Annotated in this window: 7 protein-coding genes and 2 pseudogenes; 5 read left to right on the top strand and 4 right to left on the bottom strand. The window is 32.1% G+C overall.

Going from position 1 to position 11,704, the window contains the following annotated elements; genetic code table 11:
- Both G468_RS0114065 and G468_RS0114060 read right to left on the bottom strand, forming a co-directional pair.
- Nucleotides 1-240 (bottom strand): transposase (locus G468_RS0114065; protein WP_026823047.1); only part of this gene is annotated, 240 nt, incomplete at its 3' end.
- 37 nt (nt 241-277) lie between these two features.
- Entirely contained in the window at nt 278-2,008 is a 1,731-nt protein-coding gene (locus G468_RS0114060) for a hypothetical protein (protein ID WP_026823645.1), read from the bottom strand.
- A 664-nt stretch (nt 2,009-2,672) separates the two neighbouring features.
- On the opposite strand from G468_RS0114060, the gene G468_RS21145 reads away from it, so the two are divergent.
- The gene (locus G468_RS21145; protein ID WP_051297124.1) at nt 2,673-3,692 is read left to right on the top strand and encodes a hypothetical protein; all 1,020 of its coding nucleotides are present in this window, start codon (nt 2,673-2,675) and stop codon (nt 3,690-3,692) included.
- A 731-nt stretch (nt 3,693-4,423) separates the two neighbouring features.
- Here the strand turns inward: G468_RS21145 and G468_RS0114050 are convergent.
- Nucleotides 4,424-6,523 carry a hypothetical protein gene (locus tag G468_RS0114050; protein WP_026823644.1) on the bottom strand — a complete coding sequence of 700 codons (2,100 nt, stop codon included), beginning with the start codon at nt 6,521-6,523 and terminating at the stop codon, nt 4,424-4,426.
- Between the two features lie 1,035 nt (nt 6,524-7,558).
- Here G468_RS0114050 and G468_RS0114040 point away from each other — a divergent pair.
- From G468_RS0114040 to G468_RS21140, 3 genes are all read left to right on the top strand, one after another.
- The gene (locus tag G468_RS0114040; RefSeq protein WP_026823643.1) at nt 7,559-9,031 is read left to right on the top strand and encodes an NAD-dependent succinate-semialdehyde dehydrogenase; all 1,473 of its coding nucleotides are present in this window, start codon (nt 7,559-7,561) and stop codon (nt 9,029-9,031) included.
- A 366-nt stretch (nt 9,032-9,397) separates the two neighbouring features.
- Nucleotides 9,398-9,550 carry a DUF5993 family protein gene (locus G468_RS24870; protein WP_246067335.1) on the top strand — a complete coding sequence of 51 codons (153 nt, stop codon included), beginning with the start codon at nt 9,398-9,400 and terminating at the stop codon, nt 9,548-9,550.
- 13 nt (nt 9,551-9,563) lie between these two features.
- Nucleotides 9,564-10,016: a disulfide bond formation protein B gene (locus G468_RS21140; protein WP_246067333.1), complete on the top strand. Its 453-nt coding sequence runs from the start codon at nt 9,564-9,566 to the stop codon at nt 10,014-10,016.
- 266 nt (nt 10,017-10,282) lie between these two features.
- Here the strand turns inward: G468_RS21140 and ansB are convergent.
- Nucleotides 10,283-11,335, bottom strand: a pseudogene (ansB, locus tag G468_RS21135) (L-asparaginase 2).
- A 153-nt stretch (nt 11,336-11,488) separates the two neighbouring features.
- Here ansB and G468_RS21130 point away from each other — a divergent pair.
- Nucleotides 11,489-11,704 (top strand): annotated as a pseudogene (locus tag G468_RS21130) (hypothetical protein); the annotation flags it as partial.

Here is an 11,704-nt window from a genome sequence, read left to right as displayed (position 1 = left end):
AATAATGTTAATAGTTCCATCCTTTGACCATCTGTTGAAACGGTTATAAACGGTTTTCCATGGGCCGTAACGTTCAGGTAAATCACGCCATGGGGCGCCTGAACACAGTATCCAGAACATGCCGTTGACGATTTTGCGATGTTCTGCCCACGGCCGACCGACCCGCGAAGATGTCAAAACGGTTGGCAACAAGGGCTCAATGATTGCCCATGCTTCATCAGAAAGATCGTAGCGAGCCATAATTCAAAGTATCGTAGAAACAGATGGATACTATAGCTCAAGCAATTAAGGGACACAGCCTAGTTTCAAGTAAGTAATAGGATTGTTCTTTTTTGTTATAAGTTGCTAACAGCTCTTTTAAAAAAATATAAAACTTCTCTTTCATTTCATTATTATTTTTTAAATTTTCTATTTTGGAGATGTAGATATTTTGAATATCAGTATTATTTATTTCACTTTTTATTTTTTCTGTATATTGAAAAGGAAAAATTCCATTTTTATAATTATCATCACGCTTATATTGTATGTTTTCAGATAACCACTTTCTTTCTTTTCCTAATAAAATATCCCGTATTGTATATTTCATCTCAATTGGCGGGTAAAAATTTTTACTAGCTGCATTAACTTCAGGATTAAAAGAATCAGAGTTATATCTAAAAATTACTTTATCCTTTAAATCAACATTAGTTATATTATTTTTTTCACTTAAATTTAATAAAAATATTGTTAAATATTTTTCTAAGTCTGGTATTTCATCTCTCAATGCATCTTTTTTTTCTTTTAATAAATCAATATTTTTTATTAAGTCAAAATCTTTTTTTAATTGTTTTGCTTCCTCATCTAAATAGTTAATTAATGCAATATTATATTCTTTGGGGTATTTTATATTAACTTTATTTCTTATTGATAAAGGTGACTGACTTTCTTTAATATATCTAGTTAAGCAATCAAAAATAGTTGTTGTATCATATTTTATTTTATCATTTTCATCTATGTAACTATAAATCAACTCAGTATCAATAATATCGTTTATTGATAAATCACCAAAAGCATGTTTATCGGTATCATTAATAGATTTAATTATATTATATATTACGTAAATATTTATTAGGTCATTTGTTCCATTATAATTTAATTTGTTTTTTTCGTAAAATAACTTTGTAATATGATTAATTAAATTAACAACCTCCAATGTCTTTCCTACATTTTCATTGCTTAAATTCTGGTTTAATAAAGAATCAATTAGCTCTTGATAAATTTCTTCTTTTTTAAAATGTAAAGGTGGATTTTTTATATCGGATAATTTTTTATCAATATAATTTTCCATAATAATGGAATAATGTTCTTCAACTTTTTTGTATTCCTCATCTATTAATAAATTAAAATCATTGACTTCAGATAATAATGATTCTTTATCACTCATTGAATTATTTATATTATAAACCTTTTCTTTAAAAGAATTAATTTTATCAACAACTTCTTCTAATGTTTTAGATTCCAAACTAAAACCAGTAATATAAATATGATAAATATGATTACACTGTTCAGATAACAGTAATATGCTGCGATAAATTTCAATATCTTTTTCTTGATTAATAATATCTTTTTTTAAAAATTCATATTCGTTACTTATTTTAGATAAAGATGAATATAAAACCTTATCCTTTTTTATATCAAAGTTAATTTCATTTATTTTATCTTTTAACTCAATATAATGGATACTTTTTTTGATATCATAGAATTGTTTTATATTTTTAATTGAAGTGTCCATAAGGTCAATTAGCATATTAACAGTTACATCTGCTTTATTTTTCGCTAAAGTCACATCTCTAATACTTCTCTTTTTAGCGAGGTTATTGTTTTTAATTTCATCATTCATGTTTATTGAATTATCTAAAGTCAATAATTGATCTTTTATTTTTATATCTTCCTGTTGCAGTAGTTTATTTTCTTTTTGGTAGCTCAGATAGTTATGGGAGTAACAAAGATCAGCAAGTTTATTTATCATCAATATATCCTAAAAAATAATTTGTATTTAAAGTTTTAAATATAGAAAATTTTAACAACTGCGCAACAAATTTAATGCTGTTGTATGAAATATTTATTTTCTTGCGCAAAATTTAAGCATTGACATAATTTTTCATCAACAGCTACATTAAGCAGTTAATCCTATTTATCGATAATTAATAGCTTATTATTTTAAATTTTTTAATATATTGAAAATATTTTTGTATAAAGCTCTATTCATTGGCTAGTTAACTTGAGAAATATAACCATGGCGCTTTTATCATCCTGTATCTGCGCTATAAAGTTCAGCAATCCTTTATCAATTTTAACAATCCAATATGTCTAAAAGTAAATAATAGTAAATAGAGCATTGTGTAGAAAAAACGAAAAGAGCAAAAACCCTTCAAGCTAATCAGTTCCAAAATACTCTACCAAAGACAATCTACTTAGGTTTTTGAGATTGAAATTAATTATTAAGCAAAAAAGCACAATAAATTGACCGCATCAACAAAAAAATCATTTCCATTAATATCATTAAAGCGTTAAATCTTGACATCTACCAATCAGTGCTCAAAGATGAATATAGGTAACCATTTAATGTAGCCACTAATGAAAAAATTATTGCAACAGAGGAAAAGGGGTTATTAGTCGCAAATAATCTGTCAATGGATGAGACTGATAATGAGAGTAAACGATTTGGCAATAATACGATGAACACTTGCAATATCAATGAGAAGAAAAGGAATATGGGGATTAGAACATATTTGTACAATATTATTATATTTGTCGCGCTGTTCTATTCTGGAGCGAGCGCAAAAAGCTATTGTTTAGAAAATACAAATGAGGTTCCTTTTCCTAAAAATAAATTAAATAAAAAAGTTAATGACTCAGATAAATATATACTTCCTGATCGAAGAATCGTTGCTTATTATGGTAATTTTGACTCAAGAAAAATGGGCGTATTAGGCGAGTATTCTCCCTTACAGATGTGGAATAAATTAAAAACTGAAGCTGCACAGTGGAATGCAGCGGATCCAACAACCCCAGCGATAATGGCCTTGCACTATGTCGCCATCGTTGCAAGTAATTATCCAGGTAACGATGGTCAATACATTAACAGAATGAACAAATACCAGATACAAAATGCAATTTCAATCGCTGGTATGGAAAAAGACACCATTTTATTTTTAGACATCCAACCCGGATTGAGTGATTTAAGATACGAGGTGGCAAAACTTCATTCTTATTTAAAAATGCCAAATGTTCATTTAGGCGTAGATCCTGAGTTTATGATGCATAATGGCAATATACCTGGGAAGGTAATAGGTTCGATATCTTCTGTAGAGATCAATTATATTATTGATTATTTATCAAACTTGGTTGAAGAGTTTAATCTACCACCTAAAGTTTTAATCATTCATCGATTCACAAAGAGAATGGTAATTGATTTTGACAAGGTGAAAAAATCGAAAAATGTGCAAGTGGTGTTAAATATGGATGGTTTTGGCGCTCCAGTTTTAAAAAAAACCAAGTATAGCCAAGTAATATCTTCAGAACCTAATGCTATTTATACCGGGATAAAAATATTTTATAAAAATGATTTAATCTCTCCTCCTCACAGACTGCTTTCCAAGCAAGAAATTCTTAATTTAGAACCAAAACCTTTATATATACAATATCAATAATAGCTATTCACCCTTTAGCGTAAATTAAGAAGAGAGCAGCTCACTTCCAACCGCTGACATATTAACAATATGTTTTTCTATTTAAAAAATGATTGAGTTTATATACCATCTCTGTATTTTGATAATTTTTTATCAGACAGATATACGACACCTGTTGTTAAACCTGTATGGTTACATAAATAATATTTTTCGTAAATTTCATGTTTCACCGTTTTTTAACGATAAGTACTTTCAAACCAATGTCGATTATTTAATAAGCTATCCTGGTATTTAATAAAGTAAATAATTTACCGGCACTCGACGAAATATTATTCATCTTTAATGTCGTTATTTTTTGCCATTTATTTTTTGTTACAGACTAACACAATATAACGTAACCCGATGCTATTAAATTATATTTATAACATTATTTTACTCTTTTCCTTTATTAAATTTTCCAAATAGAATCTATTTAACATAAGGTAAATCTATAGCTATAACGACAATCAACTAAAACTTTCCATTTGATAATAAGATAGTAGTATAATGCTCATTTTCATTCGCAATTATTTAACTAATTTTTATAATAGAAGTTAGTTGAAATTTTCAAAAAATCACATCAATTAACTTAACTTAACTTAACTTAACTTAACTTAATTTGTGTAGCATAGTGATATATTAACATTAAGTTTACTATTTAATTTGTTACTATTAATATAATATTTGAAATAGATATAATTCATAGTGTCTTATTATACAGATTTATTGGTATTTTGTTCAGACGTCGATTCAGTTGCTAATCCATTTATTATATGCTCATAAGCATTATCTCTTAGAAATTTAGCTTCATTTTTTATTTGCTTAATAACATAATGGTTATAATGTTGTGTATAAATAGCTTTGGCTTGTTTATCAAGCTGGATTAATTGTTGCAAGTCATTCCAACTAAATAATTTATTAGATGTACCATCTTGATGTTGTAAAGCTTCTTTGATTGTTTTGTTTTCTGTTGTTAGCTGTAAAAAATCGTGTGCACAAGATTTTAATATTTTTTCTTTGGTAGTTGTTGATAGTAATATTTTATGCTCTTTTTGTATCTGCTCTAACCTAGGTATTAAATCATAGTATCCTTGTTGGTTTATTAATTTAATTTCAAGATAGTCAACCCTATATTCACCTAAGGTAAGCATATCTTTTATTATTTTTAGATCATCTAATAATAAACTAGTAGATTGGCGGATAAAATGTTTATTTGGTTGTTCTATAAATCGTTTTTGGCTCTTTTCTACTCTGTCAAATAATTGATTTACTTTATCGAAAACCTTTTTATGTAATGTTTGTGCCGTTAGTAGAGTTTCATTCTGATATGCTTTATTAAGAATCTCTAGAATTATTGACAGTAATTTTGCTTCTGCTAAGATTTTTTGTTGTTGTAGCATAGTATTAGTAGCTACTTTAACAATAGTATTAAGTGTATTAGTCGTTGTTGTTGATGGTGTTGCTTGATTGGTGTCAGTAGCGGTTTTTTTAGCTATATTTTTCGTTAACTCATCAAAATTTAAACGTTTATCAGATGAATTTTTAGCTTCTTTAGCACCTAAAAATTTTACTTCTTGCACCTTACTTCTTATGCGGATAAAGGCTCCATAGATAGTCGCTGGAGCCCCAATTACGGCAGGTACAAAGCCTACCGGCGCACCAACGCCAGTCATTGCACTTAAAGAACTTAATGCCATCGCTGACTGCCCAATAGCCGTTACAACTCCATACTCCAATCTTTGCTTAGAATTATAATGTATTTTGCGATCTGCTATCTCTTTTAATTGAGCAATATTTTCTTTAATAATCTCTTGTTGTTGGTTGTTTTCTAATAAAGTACGATTTTCTTGCAGTAACTTATCCCGTTTATATCCAGCAATGGTTTGAGAAATTCCATAGGTTGTCATCATTATTTGGGCTGGCAAAAGTAGAATATTGCTTACCATTGCTGCCGAATCACTAGCTACTTCTGCTGCCTGGATCCCTTGTGATAACAATAGATCTGCAATTGATTTTGCAGACAAGCCAACCATTCCAGCCGTCATCAAACTCATCGCCGCAGCTTGTAATGGAGAAGAATTGCGTTCAATTCTAACGGCAGGAAGTTCTTGTTTTATACGTTGATACTCGTTAGTTATATACCGTATCTTAGCTGTGCAATAATCCTGTTCTTGCAAGTACTTCCAAGCAGCACACATTTGCTGGATATGTTCGCTATTTTCTTGTTGATTTTCACCTTGTAACCAATCAATCCAAGCATCAAAAAACTGTTCAACTTCTCTTTCAATGAGTTTCTTGTCGATATTATTTGCAACATTAATTTGCTGTAGTGCTTTTAATATTTCCTGTTTTTTTTCCTTAATTTCTTTTATAAATGAGGGATAAATATCCTGAAAATTTTCTATTGATTCATCAATAGCACCTTTAGCACCTATTCCAACCAAAGGTATAGCGGGTAGTAATATACCTAACGATAATAATGCTTGTTGAAATTGTGGTAAGATTTGTCCTGTCGCCCCAGTAAATTCATCAATACCATCAATAGAACGTAAGTAATGATATGCTGAACTTGCTATTTTTTTACAAGAAGTTTTTGCACTATTTAATATATTTTTTTGTTTATCTACTGCATTTGGCTGGATAAAGATAGAAGGTGTAGATTCGTTATCTATATTTTGATTAGAATTACTGACATTATTTATCATAGAAGAAAAAGTTGATTGTTCTATATTATATTTAGCTTCTGGAATCTTTTCCAAAGAATTAGTTGGGTTATTCGAATTTGCAAAAAAGACAGTAGAAGGAGAAAGCATATTAATATCTCATAAATGTAAATGATACTGATTACCAATATCATTTATCATATCAATTTTTTTTATCCTAATGGTAGCTTTTTATTGGTAACTTTTAGTTTTATCACATTAATTGTAAAAAATTTAATTTGGCTAGAATAGAATGTTTTTTTAGACAACAAAAGCATAAAAAAATTTTTTAGCAAAATAAAATAATAAAAAAACGCCTTAATAGATAAAATAATAATTTTTTCGACTTTTATTGTACCTTTAATTACATGAAATGGATGAATAATAATTATTCTAATTGAATTATTATTTACTTCATTAACAATAAAAACCGAATAATTTTAAGGGCTATTTTATGAAAAAACCATAATAATAATGAATAGAGTAGTAATAACACCTATACTTTATTTTCTGTGAAAATTTTATTTAATAAACATGAATAATATTAAGATATGGTAGCGTTTATTTTTATTCCTCTTAATTAAGTTTCGTTATTATATTGTATCAATAGGGTATGATAAATTTATTATTTTTCATTAACATTAGTAGACCAGCAAAGACTACTCTGCTGTTTTTTTAGTCAGCTAACAGATAAATTTGGACTGCCACTAGCAAGTCTTCCCTTTTTGAAAATACAAGTATGTTCGCCAGCAACGATAGCAACTATTATTTTAACACTCCAATGTAGTGCGCCAAATTTATTGCTTCCTTCGCTATAATATAATTGGTGATATTTATGATGAACAAGGTATTCCACCTAGCAATATGATACTAACATGACAAAATGATCACCTAATGCAAAATTATTAACCGGTGATCATTGTTTAGTGCAATAAAATTGGTGTTATTTGTGCTTGGGTTATTATTGTATTTTCAAAATTAGCATAAAAACCTAACCTAGCAATGATGATAACTATCATTAACCTAGTTTTAAATTAGTTAGCAATTGTTGCATGTTCTATTTTGCAGTTTTTAACCATAATTGAAAATAAAATTAAAGATAAAATATCTAATGGTATACCACCCCTAAATTCTGGAGAAAAATCAATGGAAAATAATCTTATTAATTCTCCCCTTTTCCGTCAACAAGCCTTTATCAACGGTCAATGGGTCGATGCTGACAAACATTCAACATTTAATGTTATCAATCCTGCTAATGGTGATGTAATTGCTAAAGTCAGTGATTTAGGCAAAATCGAAACACAAAATGCAATTGCTGCCGCTGACAAGGCATTACCCACCTGGCGAGCGATGAGCGCAAAACAACGCAGTCAAATTTTAAATAAATGGTTTTATCTGATTATGGAGAATCAGTCCGCCTTAGCAGAAATATTAAGTCTAGAGCAAGGTAAATGCCATAGCGAGGCAATAGGTGAAATAACTTATGGCGCTAGTTTTATCCAATGGTTTGCGGAAGAAGCAAAGCGAACCTATGGTGAAACGATCCCTGCTCCTGTCACTGATTGCCGAATAATGACCATTAAACAAGCTGTTGGTGTTGTAGCTGCTATTACGCCGTGGAATTTTCCCAATGCCATGATCACCAGAAAAGTTGCACCTGCCCTGGCAGCCGGCTGTACCGTTATTCTAAAACCCGCCGCTGAAACACCGCTGTCGGCTTTAGCATTAGCCGTACTTGCTGAAAAAGCAGGTATTCCAGCCGGTGTTTTGAATATTGTACCTAGTACCGATGCAAAAACGATTGGTTCGGTTATGACAGAAAGCCCCATTGTCCGCAAATTAACTTTCACTGGCTCAACACAGGTGGGTAAATTATTAATGGCACAGTGTGCTAATACCGTCAAAAAGGTCTCATTAGAGTTAGGCGGTAATGCACCTTTTATTGTTTTTGATGATGCGGATTTAGAAGCCGCGGTTCAAGGTGTATTAGCAGCAAAATTTCGTAATAGTGGACAGACTTGTGTTTGCGCTAATCGTATCCTGGTTCAAGCTAATATTTATGATGAGTTTGCAAAACGGCTTAGTGCAGCAGTAAAAACTCTGCGCATCGGGCCGGCAAGTCAAAAAGATGCACAACTCGGCCCGTTAATTAATCAGCAAGCAATCGATAAAGTAAAACAACATATTACAGATGCTATCGAGCTAGGTGCACAGCTATTAACCGGTGGCAATGTTGCTTCACAAGGAAAGTTATTCTTTGAACCAACAGTATTGATTAATGTAAATAATCAAATGAAAGTCGCTAAAGAAGAGACATTTGGTCCATTAGCACCACTATTTAAATTTACTGATGAATCAGAAGCGATTCAGTTAGCTAATGAAACCGAATTTGGCTTAGCCGCCTATTTTTATTCACGCGATATTAGTCGCATCTATCGTGTTGCTGAAGCATTAGAGACAGGTATGATTGGTATCAATGAAGGACTTATCTCTCACGAAATGGCGCCTTTTGGTGGTATTAAACAATCAGGACTTGGGCGCGAAGGTTCCCATTATGGCATCGATGAGTTTTTAGAAATAAAATATCTCTGTTTTGGTAATATTAAAGCGACTATATAATTTAACGTAATGAAATATTAATATTTTTTATAAAGAATGAAAATTTGAGGGTAATGTTAACTAATAAAATTTGTTTCATTATCCTATTTAATGTTAATTTTCTATTTACTTTTTATATCACTAATCATATAACTTTATAATTATTTATTATATTAAACTTCAGTTTAATAAAAACAATAATTTTGAGTAGTCTATTTTGCCATTAAATTTAAATTATTAACAAATTTTGACATCGTTTAGTTAACATCTATAATTTATAATTAAAGATAATATCTGATATAATATTATAAAATATATCAGGTGCTTTGATAATATTATCATGTATATAAAATCGAATAGTTAATTTTGTATTAATAGGATCTTATAATGTTTTTACCTTTCCTCATCGCTTTTCTGGTTACTATTTCACTTATTTTCAAACAGAGAAAACTAAGTTATCTACTTTTATTAATGCTGTTTATTATAACTATTTTATTATTTAAATATCATGCAACCGACAATATTAATCTATCTTTTTAGTTAGAGAATTATGATGAAAACACTATCTTCAACAAAAATCATTTCTAACCTAAATATCCTAGGATTATTAGGAATATGTGCGATATTAATTGTTGCGTTCTATTATCAAATTATATTACATGAAATACCATGTCCACTATGCTTATTACAACGAGTGGGCATTATAATGATAGGCATCGGTTTTCTATTTAATCTTATCCTTGGCATTAATCAGCGCCATTATAGCATAATTATTTTTAGTTCTATCACCACATGTATGACGGCAACCCGACAAGTGTTAATTCATATTCTGCCAGGTGATCCTGGATATTACTCCACCGTCTTCGGTTTGCATCTTTATACTTGGTCGTTACTTTTCTCTTTAGCTATTATTCTATTCATTTCAGTATTAATGTTATTCAATACCGCTGAAATACAAGTCGCAAAATCCCCTGCTAGAGAAATAGCAATTTATTTATGTTTTTAATATTCGCTAACCTTATATCCACCATACTGGAGTGTGGGCTAACACAATGCGTTGATAACCCCACGTTTTATAAATTATTAAATTAAAAATTTAATTTATTATCTATTGAAAATCCACGACTTTTTAACTCAGCCCAAAAACTACAGGTAAGGTTTAAAAGAATAAGTTTTAGGAAAAGTAAGAAGTTTTTTTGTAATAAGAGTTTAACAATAAACAATGACTACAGCGGCAGCAACTAAACTGGGGCTATACGCCCCAGTTCGTCATTAATACTGCGTGAAATATTGCTGGATTTTCTTCGGATCTTTTGTTTGTGTCAGTGCCAACATAAGTAGCACTCGGGATTTATAGGGGCTAAGCGTTCCAGACGCAATGAAACCGTGTTTGTCATCATCAATTTCACCGTTACGTGTGGTTGGCCCGGAAGAAACACGGGAGGAACGCACCACGACCAGCCCTTTTTGGGCGGCATCGGATAGCGTATTTAATAAGGCATGGGAGATATTGCCATTGCCTACGCCCGCGCTAACAATGCCCTGATAGCCGTTATCAATAAAGGCCTTGGCTGGAATATCAGACGCATTAGCGTAATTGTAGACAATACCCACCTCTGGCAGTTGGGTCAGCTTGCTGACGTCAAACGGTGTTTGTTTAGTGTGCTTTTGCGCAGGCGTCCGGGTATAAGTGACTTTGCTGTCGGAGACAGACCCCAAAGCGCCATAATTGATTGACTGGAAGGCTCCCAAATTCTCAGTATTTAATTTCGTTACATCCCGTGCATCAAGTACCTTGCCATTCATCACTAGCATCACACCCCGCCCGGCGCTGTCCGGTGACGCTGCCGTCACGATTGCGTCGTACAAATTTGCCGGTGCGTCAGAGCTAAGTGCAGTCACCGGACGCATCGCACCTACCAGCACTACAGGTTTCTCACACTTCACTGTCAGGTTTAGAAAATAGGCAGTTTCCTCAATGGTATCGGTACCGTGAGTAATAACAAAACCGTCGGTGCCAGAACACTGCGCGTTTATTTTTTGCGCCAGCTTGAGCCATACCGTCGTATCCATATCCTGTGAGCGAACAGTAACCACCTATTCACCTTTAACATTGGCGATCTGCTTTATTTGCGGCACCAGCGACACTAGCTGATCGATTTTAATTGTCCCGGGTGTATAACTGGCTTTGACCGGTGACTCACCGCTGCCTGCGATAGTGCCGCCGGTTGCCAGGACAGTAATATTAGGTAGTGCGAAGGCTGAACAAGAGCAGGAAACACCGAAGGCTAGTACCAGAAAGCTGATTTTCATTTTCGTTTTCATTTTACTATTCCTTAAACAATGAAAGTGCCGCTTCATCATAGAACGTAGCACGCTACGCGTGAGCGGCGCAGCGGTGCTGCTTCGGGGATGTTAATGAGTTGAGTACTGTTTTATACTCTGCAGTAGGTTAATTTTTTTCAGGGATTCATCTCGATGGCTCGCAATAAATCTCCCAGAAAGCGTAAACCGGTTAAATCAGGCAGGCTGCCCGTCACTTCACGTGCCACAGCGCCTGTTTATCCGAAACGTTTTATGATCTCTCTCCCACCCGAAAATGATGATGACAGACCGCCTGAATTTTTTTATGACACCCTAAAAGAAGCCATACGCCACTGCGTCCGACTCGGCCCCCAATTTTTTCTCGACACG

Source organism: Arsenophonus nasoniae DSM 15247 (assembly GCF_000429565.1).
Taxonomy (GTDB): Bacteria; Pseudomonadota; Gammaproteobacteria; order Enterobacterales; family Enterobacteriaceae; genus Arsenophonus; species Arsenophonus nasoniae.
This window is presented reverse-complemented; position numbering and strand designations above follow the sequence as displayed.

Bases quoted from the DNA above. Each gene is read 5' to 3' on its own strand.
- G468_RS0114060 (WP_026823645.1), bottom strand. From the start codon at position 2,008: ATGATAAATAAACTTGCTGATCTTTGTTACTCCCATAACTATCTGAGC.
- G468_RS21145 (WP_051297124.1), top strand. From the start codon at position 2,673: ATGGATGAGACTGATAATGAGAGTAAACGATTTGGCAATAATACGATG.
- G468_RS0114050 (WP_026823644.1), bottom strand. From the start codon at position 6,523: ATGCTTTCTCCTTCTACTGTCTTTTTTGCAAATTCGAATAACCCAACT.
- G468_RS0114040 (WP_026823643.1), top strand. From the start codon at position 7,559: ATGGAAAATAATCTTATTAATTCTCCCCTTTTCCGTCAACAAGCCTTT.
- G468_RS24870 (WP_246067335.1), top strand. From the start codon at position 9,398: ATGTTTTTACCTTTCCTCATCGCTTTTCTGGTTACTATTTCACTTATT.
- G468_RS21140 (WP_246067333.1), top strand. From the start codon at position 9,564: ATGAAAACACTATCTTCAACAAAAATCATTTCTAACCTAAATATCCTA.